Annotated in this window: 18 protein-coding genes; 15 read left to right on the top strand and 3 right to left on the bottom strand. The window is 69.7% G+C overall.

Annotated elements, in window-relative coordinates:
• Nucleotides 1-132 precede the first annotated feature (132 nt).
• Nucleotides 133-1929 (bottom strand): transglycosylase domain-containing protein, encoded by a 1797-nt coding sequence (locus tag O7R11_RS05420; protein ID WP_337996473.1) that lies wholly within the window; start codon nucleotides 1927-1929, stop codon nucleotides 133-135.
• Between the two features lie 41 nt (nucleotides 1930-1970).
• Here O7R11_RS05420 and O7R11_RS05415 point away from each other — a divergent pair, with 41 nt between their 5' ends.
• The gene (locus O7R11_RS05415; RefSeq protein WP_337996472.1) at nucleotides 1971-2171 is read left to right on the top strand and encodes a CopG family transcriptional regulator; all 201 of its coding nucleotides are present in this window, start codon (nucleotides 1971-1973) and stop codon (nucleotides 2169-2171) included.
• Between the two features lies 1 nt (nucleotide 2172).
• On the opposite strand, the gene O7R11_RS05410 is transcribed toward O7R11_RS05415, so the two are convergent.
• Nucleotides 2173-3243, bottom strand: a complete 1071-nt coding sequence (locus tag O7R11_RS05410; protein WP_337996471.1) for a polysaccharide deacetylase family protein — start codon at nucleotides 3241-3243, stop codon at nucleotides 2173-2175.
• A gap of 84 nt (nucleotides 3244-3327) precedes the next feature.
• On the opposite strand from O7R11_RS05410, the gene O7R11_RS05405 reads away from it, so the two are divergent.
• Nucleotides 3328-3915, top strand: coding sequence for a malonic semialdehyde reductase (locus O7R11_RS05405; RefSeq protein ID WP_337996470.1), 588 nt, complete (start codon nucleotides 3328-3330; stop codon nucleotides 3913-3915).
• A 230-nt stretch (nucleotides 3916-4145) separates the two neighbouring features.
• Here the strand turns inward: O7R11_RS05405 and ddpX are convergent, their stop codons facing one another.
• The gene (gene ddpX / locus O7R11_RS05400; protein WP_337996469.1) at nucleotides 4146-4700 is read right to left on the bottom strand and encodes a D-alanyl-D-alanine dipeptidase; all 555 of its coding nucleotides are present in this window, start codon (nucleotides 4698-4700) and stop codon (nucleotides 4146-4148) included.
• Nucleotides 4701-4749: 49 nt separating this feature from the next.
• On the opposite strand from ddpX, the gene tsaB reads away from it, so the two are divergent.
• From tsaB to metK, 13 genes are all read left to right on the top strand, one after another.
• Nucleotides 4750-5373, top strand: a complete 624-nt coding sequence (gene tsaB / locus O7R11_RS05395) for a tRNA (adenosine(37)-N6)-threonylcarbamoyltransferase complex dimerization subunit type 1 TsaB (protein ID WP_337996468.1) — start codon at nucleotides 4750-4752, stop codon at nucleotides 5371-5373.
• Nucleotides 5364-5840, top strand: a complete 477-nt coding sequence (rimI, locus tag O7R11_RS05390; protein ID WP_337996467.1) for a ribosomal protein S18-alanine N-acetyltransferase — start codon at nucleotides 5364-5366, stop codon at nucleotides 5838-5840. Before tsaB ends, rimI begins: the two co-directional genes overlap by 10 nt.
• 330 nt (nucleotides 5841-6170) lie before the next feature.
• The gene (locus O7R11_RS05385) at nucleotides 6171-6593 is read left to right on the top strand and encodes a Ros/MucR family transcriptional regulator (protein WP_337996549.1); all 423 of its coding nucleotides are present in this window, start codon (nucleotides 6171-6173) and stop codon (nucleotides 6591-6593) included.
• 161 nt (nucleotides 6594-6754) lie between these two features.
• Nucleotides 6755-7192 (top strand): Fur family transcriptional regulator, encoded by a 438-nt coding sequence (locus O7R11_RS05380; protein WP_337996466.1) that lies wholly within the window; start codon nucleotides 6755-6757, stop codon nucleotides 7190-7192.
• A gap of 86 nt (nucleotides 7193-7278) precedes the next feature.
• Complete coding sequence (locus O7R11_RS05375) at nucleotides 7279-8079, top strand: GNAT family N-acetyltransferase (protein WP_337996465.1); 801 nt, start codon at nucleotides 7279-7281, stop codon at nucleotides 8077-8079.
• Nucleotides 8080-8084: 5 nt separating this feature from the next.
• On the top strand, nucleotides 8085-8915 hold the full coding sequence (locus tag O7R11_RS05370; RefSeq protein WP_337996464.1) for a lysophospholipid acyltransferase family protein: 831 nt from the start codon (nucleotides 8085-8087) through the stop codon (nucleotides 8913-8915).
• A gap of 259 nt (nucleotides 8916-9174) precedes the next feature.
• Nucleotides 9175-10533 (top strand): tRNA (N6-isopentenyl adenosine(37)-C2)-methylthiotransferase MiaB, encoded by a 1359-nt coding sequence (gene miaB / locus O7R11_RS05365; protein WP_337996463.1) that lies wholly within the window; start codon nucleotides 9175-9177, stop codon nucleotides 10531-10533.
• Nucleotides 10530-11528, top strand: a complete 999-nt coding sequence (locus O7R11_RS05360) for a PhoH family protein (RefSeq protein ID WP_337996462.1) — start codon at nucleotides 10530-10532, stop codon at nucleotides 11526-11528. The genes miaB and O7R11_RS05360 overlap by 4 nt, the downstream gene beginning before the upstream one ends.
• Nucleotides 11521-12090, top strand: a complete 570-nt coding sequence (gene ybeY, locus O7R11_RS05355; protein WP_337996461.1) for an rRNA maturation RNase YbeY — start codon at nucleotides 11521-11523, stop codon at nucleotides 12088-12090. The genes O7R11_RS05360 and ybeY overlap by 8 nt, the downstream gene beginning before the upstream one ends.
• Nucleotides 12083-13003 (top strand): hemolysin family protein, encoded by a 921-nt coding sequence (locus O7R11_RS05350; protein WP_337996460.1) that lies wholly within the window; start codon nucleotides 12083-12085, stop codon nucleotides 13001-13003. The genes ybeY and O7R11_RS05350 overlap by 8 nt, the downstream gene beginning before the upstream one ends.
• Nucleotides 13000-14556 (top strand): apolipoprotein N-acyltransferase, encoded by a 1557-nt coding sequence (lnt, locus tag O7R11_RS05345; RefSeq protein WP_337996459.1) that lies wholly within the window; start codon nucleotides 13000-13002, stop codon nucleotides 14554-14556. Before O7R11_RS05350 ends, lnt begins: the two co-directional genes overlap by 4 nt.
• Nucleotides 14557-14692: 136 nt before the next feature.
• On the top strand, nucleotides 14693-15199 hold the full coding sequence (locus O7R11_RS05340; RefSeq protein ID WP_337996458.1) for a helix-turn-helix domain-containing protein: 507 nt from the start codon (nucleotides 14693-14695) through the stop codon (nucleotides 15197-15199).
• Nucleotides 15200-15428: 229 nt separating this feature from the next.
• On the top strand, nucleotides 15429-16598 hold the full coding sequence (gene metK, locus O7R11_RS05335) for a methionine adenosyltransferase (protein WP_337996457.1): 1170 nt from the start codon (nucleotides 15429-15431) through the stop codon (nucleotides 16596-16598).
• Nucleotide 16599: the final 1 nt, after the last annotated feature.

Here is a 16599-nt window from a genome sequence, read left to right as displayed (position 1 = left end):
GGTTTTTGCGCGTAGCGCCATAAGACCGTGCGTCGGCAACGCAGGTGTTGCTTGCCGCTGCGCGGCGAAAAACGAATGGGGGTCTGGGGCCCGCGGCCCCAGCGGGTCCAGGGCGGAGCCTTGGCCTGGTTTTCACCGCGACAAATCTTCCATCACGTCCCGCCAGATGCGGGCGGGCAGCGTGCCGCCGCCGACTTTTTCCATGGGGGAGTTGTCGTCGTTGCCGAGCCAGACCCCGGCGACGTAGCGGTCGGTGAAGCCGACGAACCAGGCGTCGCGGCCGTTCTGGGTGGTTCCGGTCTTGCCTGCGGCGGGGATGGAGAGCTTGGCGCGGCGGCCGGTGCCTTCGGCGATCACGGATGTGAGGATATCGGTCAGCGTCGCCACTGCGTCGGCATCGGCGATACGGCCCGGGCCGCCGCCCGCGGGGCGGTCGAGGACGTGGTTTTGGGCGTCGCGCACGGTTTCGAGGCCGCGCGGCCACACCCCGACGCCGCCGTTGGCGAGCGCGGCGTAGGCGGCGGTGAGGTCGAGAAGGGTGGCGGAGCCGCTGCCGAGCACCACGCTGGGGTTGGCGTCGTCGTCCTGCGGCAGGCCGAAGCGCGCGCAGGTGGCGAGGATGGGCGCGGCCCCCAGGCGCTGCCACAGGCGCACCGGCACGGTGTTGAGCGAGTGGATGAGCGCGGTGCGCAACGTCACCGGGCCGCGGAAGCGGTTGTCGGCGTTGCGCGGCGACCAGCCGCCGATGGTGACCGGCGCGTCGTCGAACACGGTTTCCGGGGAGAGGCCCCGGGAGAACGCGGCGAGGTAGACGAAGGGCTTGATCGTCGAGCCGGGCTGGCGCACCGCCTGGGTGGCGCGGTTGAAGCCGCCCGCCACGTAGCCGCGCCCGCCGACCATGGCGCGCACCGCGCCGGAGCGGTCCATCACCACCACCGCGCCCTCGCCGACGCGGTGTTTCGCGCCGTCGCGGTCGAGGGCGGAGGTCAGCGCCTCCTCGGCGATTCTCTGCGCGCGGGGGTCGAGGGTGGAGCGCACCCAGACGTCGCGGTCCGGCGCGCCGAGGCGGTCGCCCACCGCATCCAGCACCCAGTCGGTGAAATAGCGGGAGAGGCCGCCGCCCCCCGCGCCGATGGCGCTGCGGCGCGGCACGCGGGCGGCGGCGGTGGCGGAGAGGTAGCCCGCGTCCGCCATGTTGCGGATCACCTGGCGGGCGCGCTTGTCCGAGGCCTCGGGCGAGGCGAGCGGGTTGTAGCGCGACGGCGCCTTGAGCGCGCCGATCAGCACCGCCGCCTGGTAGACGTCCACGTCCTTCGCCGAGCGGCCATAGAAACGCCGGGCGGCGGCCTCCACGCCGTAGGTGCCGCCGCCGAAATAGACGCGGTTGAGGTAGAGCGCGAGAATCTGGTTCTTGCCGAACTTCGCCTCCAGCCAGAAGGCGAGGAGGAGTTCCTGCACCTTGCGGTGGATCGTGCGGTCGCGCGACAGGAAGAGGTTCTTCGCCAGTTGCTGGGTGATCGTGCTGGCGCCCTGGCGCACCCCTCCGGCGCGCAGGTTGACCCACACCGCGCGGGCGACCGAAAGCGGCGCGACGCCGAAGTGGGAATAGAACCCCCGGTCCTCGGTGGCGAGCAGGGCGTGGATCAGGTTGGGGGAAATCTCGGCGAAGCGCACATAGCCGCCGTGCAGGTCGCCGTAGGTGGCGAGCAGGCGGCCGTCCGCGGCCTCCACCACCACGGCGGGGCGGCGCGGCTCCCGCGCCGCGGCGTCGATGTCCGGCAGGCCGTAGGCGCAATAGACGAGGTAACCCGCAAGCGCGATGCCCGCCCAGATGCACCCCGCCACCGCCCAGCGCAGGATGGCGCGCCCGCCGGAGCGGGCGGGCGCGGCCTTGCGCGTTTTGGCTTTTGGTCCGGCGCGTCGGGCCATGCTATGGTGATCGCCCTTTCAGAAATTGCGACGTTTTTTCAATGCCCGACGAAACCTACACCGTCCCGCTGAATCCCGGAACCGCCGATCGGCTGAAGGCCGTGGCCGAAGCCCAGGGGATCAGCCCCGAGGCCGCGCTGAACGATGCGCTGGCCGATTACCTCGCCACCTGGGAGGAGCACCTCGCCGACCTCGACGAGGACGATTCCCCGATGCTGCCGTGGTTGAAGCCCGGCGACTAGGCTAGTCGTCCCTTACCCCGGCGGCGCGCACCCCCGGCGGCAGATAGAACATCCGCCCGTACCAGCGCCAGCGCCCATCCGGCCCCGGCAGGGTGCAGTTGATGCGCCCGCGCGTGCCGGTGAAGCCCGCGCTTTGCCGCACCTCGACGCGGCGGCCGAGCACCTCGGTGGTGGTTTCCCCCGGGCTCGACGCATAGCACTTCGCGCCGCGCAGGGAGACCGCGGGATCGGCCACGGTGAAGCCGAAGAGCGGCGGATTGCGCGTGAGCGTCGGGTCCTCGGGAGTGACGTCGGCCACCGGGATCGGCAGCGCGCCGATCACCAGGCGGAAACGGCTTTCGTCGCCATAGGTCTCGTTCAGCGCGAAGCGCGGCAGGAAGAAGCGGTTGTCCGCCGCGGTGAGCACGCCGGAATGCTGGCCGAAGGCGGCGGCATAGGTCTGCGCCGCCAGTCTCTCGGTCTCCGCGTTGGCCTCGCCGTAGGGATAGGCGAAGAGCGTCGGCGCCTTGCCCAGTTCCGCCTGAAAGCGCGCGTTGGACTGCGCGATCTCCGCCGCCGCGGCGGCGGGGGAGAGCTTCGCCATGTGGGCGTGGGTTCTGGAATGCGCGCCGATGGTCACCCCCTCGGCGGCGAGGGCGCGGATCTGTTCCCAGGTGAGATAGCCGTGCAGGCCGCGGTCCACCGGGTCGGTGGCGACGAACACGGTGAGCGGCCAGCCGCGCGCCTTCAGCCGCGGCCAGGCGACGGTGAACACCGAGGCGTAGGCGTCGTCCACGGTGATCGCCACGGTCTTGGGCGGCAGCGGCGCGCCCGCCTTCATCGCCGCGACGATCTCCTCCAGCGGCGCCACGCGATAGCCGCCCTCGGCGAGAATCTGCAAATGCCGTTCGAACTGCTCGACGCGGATGTTGGTGGAGGGAATGCCGTCCTCGCCGAAGCGGTGGTACATCAGCGCCACCGCGGCGGTGGCGTCCGCCGCCGGGGCCTCGGCCCGCGCCGGGGCCGCAGCGCCCACGCAGGCGGAGAACAGAAAGGCCGACAGGCCGCAACGCCGCACAAGCTTGTGAATCATCGAAGTCTCCCCCATGTCGAGACGGAAGCGATTATTACCGCTTCGAAATGCGCGGTCCAGAATTCCCTTTGCCGGAGGCTTGCAATGCCCATGCTCGACGATTCCGCCCTCGCGGCGCTGTTCACCGCGGCGCGCACCCATTCCTATTGGCGCGACGAGCCGGTCGATCCGGATCTGGTGCGCCGCGCCATCGGCCTCGCCGGGCTGGCCCCCACCGCCGCCAACACCCAGCCCGCCCGCTACGTTCTGGTGTCCACGCCCGAGGGCAAGGCGCGGCTCAAACCCCACCTCGCCCCCGGCAACGTGGAAAAGACCATGGCCGCGCCGGTCACCGTCATCCTCGGCATCGATTACGCCTTCTACGAGGCGCTGCCGCGCATGTTCCCCCAGACCGACGCGAAATCCTGGTACGTCGGCAACGACGCCCTGATCGCCGAAACCGCCTTCCGCAACGCCGGGCTGCAGGGCGGCTACTTCATCCTCGCCGCCCGCGCCCTCGGCCTCGATTGCGGCCCGATGAGCGGCTTCGACGCCGACGGCGTGACCGGGGAATTCTTCGCCGGAACGCAAATCCGCGCCAACTTCCTCTGCAACCTCGGCCACGGCGACGCCGCCCGCCTGCACCCGCGCAACCCCCGCTTCGCGCCGGAAGAAATCAGCCGGGTGGTGTGAAAAAAACAAAAACTTTCCGGAGGGTCTCCCTCCGGGGGATTTCCACCCTCAAATCGCCCCACCGGGGCGATTTGTCCCCTTTGGGGACCGGGGTTCCAATACCCTCCGGGCCTCCCATGGTTTTTAGTTTTTGCGCGCAGCGCCATAAGCCCGTGCGGCGAAAAACCAGTTATGGGGTCTGGGGCCCACGGCCCCAGCGGGTCCAGGGCGGAGCCCTGACCTTGTTTTTTTTAAGACATCATCGGCAGGGAAAGGACGCTGTCCGAGAGCAGGGGGTATTTCCGCCCCGCATCGGGGAGCTGATAGTGCCACCACTCGTTCATATAGAACTCCCATCCCGCGGCGGTCATCAGGCCGAGGAGGAGGGCGCGGTTCTTCTGCGCCGCGGCGGAGATGTCGGTGCGGGCGTGGTGCGACTGCGGGGTGAAGTCGTCGAAGCCGGTGCCCATGTCGAGTTCCGCGCCGGTTTCATCGGTGAGAGTGAGGTCCACGGCGACGCCGCGGCCGTGGGTGGAGCCGGTTCTCGGGTCGGCGACGAAGGTGGCGTCCGGGGTATGGTTCCACAGCGCCCACTGCGCCTCGGTGGGGCGGAAGGCGTCGAACACCTTGAGGCGCAGGCCGATCGCGGCGGCGAGGTCGCGGGCGCGTTCCAGCTTGTCCAGGGCATGCGGGTGCAGATAACATGCGGCGCGGCCATAGACCGGCGCGCCGGTGAAGTTGGCGGCGGTGGCGTAGGCCAGGTCCAGGAAGACGCCGTGGTTTTGCCGTGTGACTTCGATCAGCATGGAGGTTCCTTGCGGTCGGGTGAGCGCGGATAACATAGGATTACCGGGCATGCCGGAACAAGTCGAACTTTCGCGCGGCGCGGTGGCGGTGATCGACACCGCGGGCCGCGCCTGCCAGGCCGGGGTGTTCGTGGACGGAGCGCCGCGCGCGGCGTTGCGCGTCGAGATGGTGCACGGTCAGGCCGAGGCGCTGATTCCGCTGCTGCAGCAGGCGCTGGCCGAGGCGGGGGTGGCGTTCGCCGACCTCGCCGCGGTGGTGGCCACCGTGGGGCCGGGGTCGTTCACCGGGCTGCGGGTGGGGCTGGCCGCGGCGCAGGGGCTGGGGCTGGCGGCGGATTGCCCGGTGGTCGGGGTGTCCTCCCCCGCGGCCTGGGCGATGACCCTCGGCGGACCGCTCAGGGTCATTCTCGACACCCGGCGCGGCGACGCCTTCGTGCAGGATTTCAGCGCCGACGGTTTGCCCCTGGCCGAGGCGGCGGTGATGCCCCTGGCCGAGGCGCGGGCCGCGCCGGAGGGACTGCGCCTCGGCGGCGACATCGGCGGCGACGCCGCGCCATCGCTCAGCGGCGTGTTCGCCGCCGCGGGTGTGGCCGCGCACCGGCGGCCGCCGCTGCCCGCCTATCTGCGCGCCGCGGATGCGGTGCCCCTGGCGACGCCGCCGCGATGCACCTGATCGACGCCACGCCGGTCTACGCGCCGGTCCTCGCCCGCCTGCACGCCGCGATGTTCCACCGCCCATGGAGCGAGGGGGAATTTCGCACCCTGTTGTCCTCGGCGGGGGTTCTCGCCCTGCTGGCGGAGTCGGAGGAAGCGGGGCCTGTAGGCTTCGTGCTGACCCGTATCGCGGCCGACGAAATGGAGATTCTGACCATCGGGGTGCGCCCGGAGCAACGCGGCGAAGGCGTGGGGCACCTTCTTCTGAAGCATGCTCTGGCGGCGGCGGCGGAGGCCGGAGCGGCCCAGGCATTCCTCGAGGTTTCCGTTAATAATCATGCCGCTGTGGCGCTTTACACGGCCCATGAATTCCAGATTACCGGAACACGCAGGAAATACTACCTTGAGTTTATCAACAATACGGAAAAGCGCGTGGATGCACACATTATGGCCAAAGGCCTAACCGGCCTCGGAAAAACGCAATAGCCGCCAAATAATTTGTTGTTTTCAAAGGTATTTCATGAGAGTTTTCGGCCGCGGGCAAGGGCGCTCCAACGGCAATCCCTGTCCAGCCGGCAACCGCACCCTCGGCGCCTTCCGGCCGAAACCATCCTTTCGGACTAGACATCCCGCCACAGCGACCTATCGTAAGTATTAAAATCTCGACGCCCCCGGAGAATGTCTTTTTCTCTTAAATCAACCCACAGGGTTGCGGGGATATACCGCGCACCTTTTATTGTCGTCGATTTTGATGTTGATAATGCTTGATGAACATTTTATATAAGCATCGATCCGATGATTAAAGGGGTTCGGTACATGTCTGGGCAAGAGTGCAAGGAAAATCTGCTTCATCTTACGACGCAAATCGTCGCGGCGCACGTCGGCAATAACGACGTTGCCTTGGCTGACCTTCCCGGTTTGATCCGGAATGTTTTTTCGGCCCTCTCGGCGCTTGGGGAAACTCCAGCGGCGGTTGACCGCCCGCAGCCCGCGATTTCGGTCAAGAAGTCGGTGACGCCGGAATTCATCGTCTGCCTGGAGGACGGCAAGAAGCTGAAGATGCTGAAACGCCACCTCAAGACGGCCTACGACATGACCCCGGAAGACTACCGCGAGAAATGGGGCCTTCCCGCCGACTACCCGATGGTCGCACCGAATTACGCGCGGCACCGCTCCTCCCTGGCCAAAAAGATCGGCCTGGGCACGCGGGCGCGGCGCGGGCGCGGCGCGGCGGAGTAAGGCCGGTCCGCGGAAGCGGCGGGCGTTCATGAAACTTTCACCGACACGAACGGCGGGCTGTTGCATACAGTCCGCCGTTGCGCGTTATCCGCATGTCTTTTCATTTGCGCGGATTCGGACTACTGTCGCGGGCGAGGCAAACAGGACGTGATGGACGGAACATGACATCCCGGATTGAGAAGCGATGCCTGGAACTGGGCCTGAAAATGACCGGCCAACGCCGCGTCATCGCTCAGGTTCTTTCCGAATCCGACGACCACCCGGACGTCGAGGGCGTGTATCGCCGCGCCACCCGGATCGACCCGAAGATCAGCATCGCCACGGTCTACCGCACCGTCCGTCTGTTCGAGGAGGAGAAGATTCTCGAACGCCTGGACTTCGGCGACGGCCGCGCCCGCTACGAGGAGATGTCGGAGAACCATCACGATCACCTGATCGACCTGGTGGGGGGCCGCGTCATCGAGTTCCAGTGCAAGGAAATCGAGGAGTTGCAGCGCCGCATCGCGCGTGAGCACGGTTACCGCCTGGTCGGTCACCGGCTGGAGCTCTATTGCAAGCCGCTGGGCGACACGGTGCCCGGCGGCGTCGCCGACGACTGAATAAAAAGACACTCTCCCTGGCCCGGGGGATGGCCTTGCATGCGGCGCAACGGGGATCGGCGCCGCCCTGAGTGGTACGGAGAAACATGGAATCCATCGACGACTTGCCCGGCGGCAGCATGGAGGTTCGTCTGGCGGCGGACCCGCGCGAAATCGACGCCGCGCAGGCCCTGCGCTTCCAGGTGTTCTACACCGACGGCGGCGCGCAGGCTTCGCCCGAGACCGCCGCATCGCAGCGCGACCGCGACGACTTCGACACGGTGTGCGACCACCTTCTGGTGATCGACCACGCCCGCGGCGAAACCCCCGCGGCGTGCATCGTCGGCACCTATCGCCTGATGCGCCGCGAGAACGCGGCGAAGATCGGCCGCTTCTACACCGCAGCGGAGTACGACATCTCCCGCATTCTCGCCCTGCCGGGGGAGATTCTGGAACTCGGGCGCTCCTGCACCCATCCCGACTACCGCACCCGCTCGACCATGCAGATGCTGTGGCAGGGCATCGCCAAGTACGTGTTCACCCACGACATCGCGATGATGTTCGGCTGCGCCAGCATGAGCGGCACCGACCCCCAGGCGCTGGCGCTGGAACTCAGCTACCTCCACCATTGCCACCTCGCGCCGGAGGAATTCCGCCCGCGCGCGCTGCCCGCGCTCTACACGCCGATGGACCTGCTGGCGAAGGGCTCGGTCACGCCGAAACAGGCGCTCGCCGCGCTGCCGCCCCTGGTCAAGGGCTACCTGCGCCTCGGCGGCTTCGTCGGCGACGGCGCGGTGGTGGACCGGCAGTTCAACACCACCGACGTGTGCGTCATGGTCAAGACCGACCTGGTGACGGACAAATACTTCCGCCATTACGACCGCACGGCGCGCGGGGGCACGGTCTGAGCGGCATGCGCAAGGAAGCGGAGCCAACGGCGGCGCGGTTCGGCGAACTCGGGGGTCTGGAGTCCCTGGTCGCGGGGGTGCGGCTTGCGCTGATTTTCCTCTGGCTGCTGATCTGCCTGCCGGTCTATCTGCCCGCGATGCTGCTCTCCGAGCACGCGCAGACGGTGTGCAACCGCGCCTTCTGGAAAGGGGTTCTGCGGCTCGCCAACATCCGCGTACGTGTGCACGGCCGCATCGCCGCGACGCGGCCGCTCCTGGTGGTGAGCAACCACATCTCCTATCTCGACATCCCGGTGCTCGGCAGCCTCATCCCCGGCGTCTTCGTCGCCAAGGCGGACGTCGCGGGCTGGCCCGGCCTCGGCGTGCTGGCGAAGCTCGGGCGCACCGTGTTCGTCGAGCGCAAGCGCGCCGAGGCGGCGCGCCAGAAGGTGGAACTCACCGCACGGCTCGCCCACGGCACGCCGCTCATCCTCTTCCCCGAGGGCACCAGCAGCGACGGCAACCGCGTGCTGCCGTTCAAAAGCACCCTCTTCTCCATCGCCGAGGAATACATCGAGGGCCAGCCGGTGGTGGTGCAGCCGGTGGCGGTCGCCTACACCCACTGCTTCGGCGTGCCGATCGGCTACCTCTGGCGGCACTTCTTCGCCTGGTACGGCGACATGGACCTGGCGCCCCACCTGTGGAGCGTGCTGCGCATGGGCCGCCTCACCGTGGAGGTGAACTTCCTCGAGCCGCGCCTGCTCTCCGCGCTGGGCTCGCGCAAGAACGCGGCGGCGGTGTGCCACGAGGCGGTCAAGGACGCGCTCGGCCGGGCGCACACCGGGCACCGCGCGTGACGCGGGCACGGACATGCTCTAGACTTTTCCGGGCACCGATGAGAAGAGATGGGTTTCAGGAAAACAAAAACGTCGCGAGGGGACTCGGCCCCCTCGCGCTCCCCATTTGTTTTTCGCCGCGTAGCGGCTATCAACCGTCACGCCGCGTGATGGCGTTATCGCGCTGCGCGCAAAAACCAAGTTATGGGAGGCGCGGAGGGTCCGCGACCCTCCGCAAAGTTTTCGTTTTTACGGATCAGCAAGGGACACGCATTTTCCGGTGAGCGACAAGACAGTATTCATCAAGACCTACGGCTGCCAGATGAACGTCTACGACACGGCGCGGATGAAGGACGTTCTCGCGCCGTTCGGCTACGCCGCGGCGGAAAGCCCGGCGGGGGCGGACCTGGTGGTGCTCAACACCTGCCACATCCGCGAAAAGGCGGCGGAGAAGGTGTTCTCCGACCTCGGGCGGCTGCGCGCGCACCACCACGCCAAGGCGGAAGCCGGCGGCCGCATGGTGGTGGCGGTGGCGGGCTGCGTCGCCCAGGCGGAGGGCGAGGCGCTGCGCGCCCGCGCGCCGATCGTCGATATCGTGCTGGGGCCGCAGACCTATCACCGCCTGCCCGAGATGGTGGCGCGGGTGCTGCGCGGCGCGGGCGCGGTGTTCGACACCGAGTTCCCGGCGGAGCCGAAGTTCGACCATCTGCCGCCGCCCGGCGCGGAGGGTCCGTCCGCCTTTCTGGCGATTCAGGAGGGGTGCGACCGCTTCTGCACCTATTGCGTGGTGCCCTACACCCGCGGCGCGGAGTATGCGCGCCCCGCGGCGGAGGTGATCGCCGACGCGCGCCGCCTGGTGGAGACCGGCGCGCGCGAGATCACCCTGCTCGGCCAGAACGTCAACGCCTGGACGGCGGAAGGGCCGCACGGCGGCGCGTGGAGCTTCGGCCGCCTGCTGCGCGAACTGGCGGAGATTCCCGGCCTGGAGCGCCTGCGCTACACCACCTCGCACCCGCAGAGCGTCGATGCCGACCTCGTCGCCGCGCACCGCGACGCGCCTGCCCTGGTGCCGTTCCTCCACCTGCCGGTGCAGGCGGGCGCGGACCGGGTGCTGAAGGCGATGAACCGCGGGCACACCGCCGCCGACTACCTGCGCACCGTGGATGCGCTCAAGGCCGCGCGCCCCGACCTGATGCTCTCCTCCGACTTCATCGTCGGCTTCCCCGGCGAGACCGAGGCGGAATTCGCCGAGACTCTGAAGATCATCGACGCCGTGGGCTTCATCCAGGCGTTTTCGTTCAAATACAGCCCGCGCCCCGGCACCCCGGCGGCGGCGATGCCGGGCCAGGTGGCGGATGCGGTGAAGGTGGAACGCCTCGCCCGCCTGCAGGAAAGACTCGCGGAGATTCAAACGGCGTTCAACCGATCCTGCGTCGGGCGCACCCTGCCGGTGCTGTTCGAGCGCGCGGGCCGCCACGCCGGGCAACTGGTGGGGCGCAGCCCGGCGATGCAGGCGGTGCATGCGGAAGCGCCCGCCGCAGCGATGGGCGCGATCCGCCCAGTGCGCATCGTCGGGGTCGGGCCCAACAGCCTCGCGGGCGTGCTCGACGATCTGGGAGAAAGGGACGCGGCGGAATGAGTGAGTTGCCGAAAACCCCGCGCGGCGTCGCCGCGCGCACCCTCGACCTGGGGGACAACGCGATTGCGGCGGAGGTCTACGGGCCGCACAACGCCCACCTCGACCGGCTGGAAAGCCTGCTCGGCATCGGCTGCGCGCCGCGCGGCAACGCGCTCACCATCAGCGGCGGGGCACGCGCGCTCGACGCCGCGGTGCGCGCGGTGACCGGCCTCGCCGAGCGGGCGCGCAGCGGCCATGGCGTCGAGGCGGCGGACGTGGAGGCGGCGGTGCGGATGATCCGCGACGATGCCGCCGCGCCCGATCTCGCGCTCAAGACCCGCAAGAAGACGATCCAGCCGCGCACCCCGATGCAGGCGGACTACATCCGCGCCATGGGGCGCTTCGACCTCGTCTTCGGCCTCGGCCCGGCGGGCACCGGCAAGACCTACCTCGCCGTCGCCATGGCGGTGTCGAAATACCTGAAGGGCGAGATTTCGCGCATCGTGCTGTCGCGCCCGGCGGTGGAGGCGGGGGAGAACCTCGGCTTCCTCCCCGGCGATTTGCGCGACAAGGTGGACCCCTACCTGCGCCCCCTCTACGACGCGCTCAACGACATGATGCCCGCCGACCAGGTGCAGAAGCGCATCGAGACCGGCGAGATCGAGATCGCGCCCCTGGCCTTCATGCGCGGCCGCACCCTGACCGACGCCTTCGTCATCGTCGATGAGGCGCAGAACACCACCGCGGTGCAGATGAAGATGCTGCTCACCCGCCTCGGCGAAGGCTCGGTGATGGTGGTCAACGGCGACCTCACCCAGGTGGACCTGCCGAAGGGGGTGCGTTCCGGCCTGCGCGACGCGCTGGAAACCCTCGAGGGCGTGGGCGGCGTGGGCGTCGTCGAGTTCACCGACCGCGACGTGGTGCGCCACGGCCTGGTGGCGCGCATCGTCGCCGCCTATGCGGCGCGCTCCCCCGCCTCGCCCTACGAGGCCCCGCCCGGAGGCGGCCATGGTTGAGGACTGCATCCGCATCGGCGGCGCGGACTGGGCCTTCGAGGTCTGCATCGAGGACCCCGCCTGGGACGCCGCCGTGCCCGGCTGGCGCGAAGCGCTCGCCCGCCTCGGCGCCGCCGCGGCGGCGGAGGTTGCGCAACGCGCCGCCGAGGCGGGCTGCGCCGCGCCCGCGGAGACCGCCCTGGCGCTCTCCACCGACGCCGCGGTGCAGGAGCTCAACCGCGACTGGCGCGGCATCGACAAACCCACCAACGTGCTCTCCTTCGCCACCTGGTGGGACGACGGCTGTCCGCCGCCGCCCGCCCCCGGCCTGCCGCTCCTCCTCGGCGACCTGGCGGTGGCGCGCGAGACCCTTCTCGCCGAGGCGGCGGCCGAGACCAAGGCCCCCGCCGACCATTTCGCCCATCTGGTGCTGCACGGGCTGCTGCACCTTCTCGGATACGACCATCAGGACGCCGCCGCCGCACGGGAGATGGAATCCCTGGAAATCCGCCTGCTGGCGGAGATCGGGATCGCCGATCCCTACGGCGGCCTCGACCCGCGCGGAGACAGCGACGATGACTGACCCCACCCCCGAACAACTCCCGGTCCCGGCGGAAGAGCCTCCGTCTCGAAGCGAGCGCTCGTGGTGGCAGGCGTTCAAGGACCGCCTGCCCTGGGTGTCCGCCGCGGGCGGCGAACCCACGGTGCGCGAGGCGCTCGCCGAACTGATCGAGGAAAGCGGCGAATCCGACGCGCCGATCGACGCGCACGAGCGCCTGCTGCTGTCCAACATCCTGCACCTGCGCGACGTCACCGCCGAGGACGTGATGATGCCGCGCGCCGACATCGTCGCGGTGGCGCTGGACACGCCCCTGCCCGACCTGGTGCGCCGCATCGTCGAGGAGGGCGTCTCGCGCATGCCGGTCTACCGCGAGAACCTCGACGACGCGGTGGGCCTCATCCACATCAAGGACGCGGTGCAGCACTTCGTCGGCGAGGACGCCTGCGCGCTCGGCAAGATGCTGCGCCCCATCCTCTTCGTCGCGCCGTCGATGCGGGTGCTCGACCTGCTGCTCGAGATGCGGGTGAAGCGCACCCACATGGCGCTGGTGATCGACGAGTACGGCGGCGTGGACGGCCTGGTGACGATCGAGGACCTGGTGGAGCAGATCGTCGGCGAGATCGAGGACGAGCACGACGACGAGGACGAGCCGGAACTGGTGTTCCGCTCCGACACGGTGCTGGAGGCCGACGCCCGGGTGCCGCTTTCCGAGTTCGAACAGGCGGTGGGCCCGATCCTCAGCGACGCCGACCGCGAGGACGTGGACACCCTGGGCGGTCTGGTGTTCGCTCTCGCCGGGCACATTCCGGCGCGCGGCGAACTGGTGCCCCACGACTCCGGCATCGAGTTCCAGATCGTCGATGCCGACCCCCGCCGCATCAAGCGCCTGCGGGTGCGCAACCTGCCGCCGCGCCCCGGCGCGGCCGCATCATGACCGCACGCCGCGCCGCGGCGCTCGCCGCGCTTGCCGGCGTGGCGGCGGCGGCGGCCCTGCCGCCGCTCTCCGCCCTGCCGCTGCTGCCGCTCTGCCTCTCCGGCCTCTACCTGCTGTGGGCCGCGGCGGATGCCCGGCCGCGCCCGGCGCGGCGGCGCTTCCTCGTCGGATGGGCCTTCGGCGCGGGCTATTTCGCCGCCGGGCTCTACTGGGTGGCGGAGGCCTTCCTGGTGGATGCCGCCACCTACGGCTGGATGATCCCCTTCGCCCTCGGGGGGCTCGGCGTGGGGCTCGGCCTCTTCCCCGGCGCGGCGCTGTGGCTCGCCGGGTTCGCCCCCGCCCGCCCGCTCGCCCGCTGGGCCGGTTTCGCCGCCGCATGGGTGCTCGCCGAATGGCTGCGCGGCTGGGTGCTCACCGGCTTCCCGTGGAATGCGCTGGGCATCGTCTGGGCGCCGCTGCCCGCCTTCGCGCAGGCCGCCGCGGCGATCGGCATGTACGGGCTCTCCTGGCTCGTCGCGCTCGCCGCCACCGCCCCCGCCGCCGGGCGGCTTGCCGCCTTCGGCGCGGCGCGCGGCGTATTACGGGGGTGCGGCGTGCTGGCGCTGATCGTCGCCGTCCAGGGGCTCGCGGGCTGGGCGCGCCTGCCCGCCGGGCCCGCGCCGGCGCACGCGCACGCCGCCCTGCGCCTGGTGCAACCCAACATCCCGCAGACCGAGAAGTGGCGGTCCGCGCTGCGCCGCGAGAACCTGTTGCAGCACGTCCTGCTCAGCCGCCGCCCGGGGTGGGAAAGCCGCACCCTGGTGGTCTGGCCGGAGACCGCCTCCACCTTCCCGCTCGACCTGCCGCAGGATGCCCTCGCGCGCAACCTTGCCGCGCAGGCCGCGCCGCCCGGCGGCTGGCTGATCGCCGGCGCGCCGCGCCGCACCCCGCCGGGAGAACCCTTCCGCCTGTGGAACAGCGTCATCGCGCTCAGCGCCGCGGGCGAAATCGGCGACATCCACGACAAGGCGCACCTCGTCCCCTTCGGCGAATACGTGCCCGGCCACGGCTGGCTGCCGATCGCCAAGCTCGCCGCCGGGCGGGTGGACTATTCCCCCGGCCCGGGGCTGCGCACCGTGCATCTTTCCGGCGCGCCGCCCTACAGCCCGCTGGTCTGCTACGAGATCGTCTTCCCCGGCGCGGTGGCCGACCCGAAGGACCGCCCGGAGTGGCTGCTCAACGTCACCAACGACGCCTGGTTCGGCCTCTCCGCCGGGCCGCACCAGCACCTCGCCGCCGCGGCGCTGCGCGCCGTGGAGGAGGGCCTGCCGGTGGCGCGCGCCGCCAACACCGGCATCAGCGCGGTGATCGACCCCTACGGCCGCATCGTCGCGCGCCTAGCCCTCGGCAGCCGCGGCGTGATCGACGCGGAATTGCCGCGCGCCCTGCCGGAAACGCCGTTTTCGCGCCTCGGCAACGGGGTTCCCCTGGCCCTCGCCGCGATGGGATTCCTCGCCGCGTGCCTTGCAGCGCGATATGGTTTGCATCGAAGGCGTGCAACACCCACATCTTAATCGCCCCTTGCTCGTCTGGGCGAATGGCGGGAGACAGGGGGCTTTCCCGGTTGACGCACATACAACTGCATGTATAGAGTGCGCATAAGTTGATAGATGCCGGGCAAAACGTGGCAGGTTCCACGAGGAGAGGAAAATGCCCAACAAGTCCATCAGAAGCCGCGACCCCGGTCGGTCACGCGGGTCGTCGCGCGGGCGGACGCCGCAAGGCAACCCGAATCCCGTGGACGTGCATGTGGGCAGCCGCATCCGGCTGCGCCGGACGCTTCTGGGGATGAGCCAGGAACGCCTGGGCGACGCCCTGGGGCTGACCTTCCAGCAGGTCCAGAAGTACGAGCGCGGCACCAACCGCGTCGGCGCCAGCCGTCTGTGGGATCTGAGCCGCGTCCTCGACGTGCCGATCAGCTTCTTCTACGAGGACATGTCGGAAGGCGTCGCGGACAAGAGCCCGCGCCTGATCTCCGGTCTCGACGAAGAACCGGAAACGATCGGGACCGACCCGCTCACCAAACGCGAAACCCTGGAGCTGGTGCGCGCCTACTACCGCATCGCCGACCCGACGGTGCGCAAGCGGGTGTTCGACCTCGCCAAGGCTCTGGCCAGCGCCGCCGACGGACCGCAGACCCCCGCCTCCGACGCCTGAGGGCGAGACCGGCCGCCCCCGCCTCGCGCCCCGTCCGGTGAAATTTGCCGGGGCGGCTCTCTTGCATTGCGGCGGCACTTCGGATACGAGAGAACGTTCGCGTTCGCCCGGCGCCCGCGCCGGGTGGGCCTCGGTCGTGTTTTTGCCGTTCATTTCGACCGCACCCCGTCCTGCGGAAAAACCACCGCACCGGGCGGTGCGCGCGGCATCGCAGGGGAGGGGACCGTCGGTGTTCCAGTCGGACTATCTGTTTACCAGCGAATCGGTTGCCGAGGGGCATCCCGACAAGGTGTGCGACCGTATTTCGGACGCCGTCGTCGATACCTTTCTCGCGGCGGACCCGCAGGCCCGCGTCGCCTGCGAGACGTTGGCCACCACCAACCGCATCGTGCTTGCGGGTGAGGTGCGCGGTCCGTCGTCGATCACTCCCGCAACCCTGGAAGAAGCCGCCCGCGACGCGGTGAAGGCCATCGGCTACGAGCAGGACGGCTTCCACCACGCCAACTGCCAGGTCGATGTGCTGCTGCACAGCCAGTCCTCCGACATCGCCATGGGCGTGGACGCCGCCGGCAACAAGGACGAAGGCGCGGGCGACCAGGGCATCATGTTCGGCTATGCGGTGGACGAAACCCCCGAGCTGATGCCCGCGCCGATCACCTATGCGCACCGCATCCTGCAGGACATGGCGGCGGCCCGCCATTCGGGCGCGCGGCCGGAGTTCGGCCCCGACGCGAAGAGCCAGGTGACGCTGCGCTACGAGAACGGCCGCCCGGTGGGCGCGACCTCGGTGGTGGTCTCCACCCAGCATGCCGAAAGCGCCTCCCAGGCCGATATCCGCCGCCTGGTGCGCCCCTTCGTCGAAGCGGTCCTGCCCGAGGGCTGGATGCCGCCGGAGGACGAATTCTACGTCAACCCGACCGGCCGCTTCGTCATCGGCGGTCCGGACGGCGATTGCGGCCTCACCGGGCGCAAGATCATCGTCGATACCTACGGCGGCGCCGCGCCGCACGGCGGCGGGGCGTTCTCCGGCAAGGACCCGACGAAGGTGGACCGCTCCGCGGCCTATGCCGCCCGCTACCTGGCGAAGAACGTCGTCGCCGCGGGCCTGGCCGAACGCTGCCTGATCCAGGTGTCCTACGCCATCGGCGTCTCCAAGCCGCTGTCGGTGTACGTGGAGACCTCCGGCACCGGCAAGCTGCCGGAGGCGGCGATCAGCGCGGCGTTGCAGGACCTGATGGACCTGTCGCCGCGCGGCATCCGCGAGCACCTCTCGCTCAACCGCCCGATCTATGCGCGCACCAGCTCCTACGGCCACTTCGGCCGCACGCCGGAGGCGGACGGCGGCTTCTCGTGGGAACGCTGCGACCTCGTCGACTCCCTGAAGAAGCTGCTGCCGTAAC

Source organism: Oleispirillum naphthae (assembly GCA_027864655.1).
GTDB classification, from domain to species: domain Bacteria; phylum Pseudomonadota; class Alphaproteobacteria; order Rhodospirillales; family Rhodospirillaceae; genus Oleispirillum; species Oleispirillum naphthae.
Note: the sequence above shows the minus strand (reverse complement) of the source record. Positions and strands in the feature narration are given on the sequence as shown.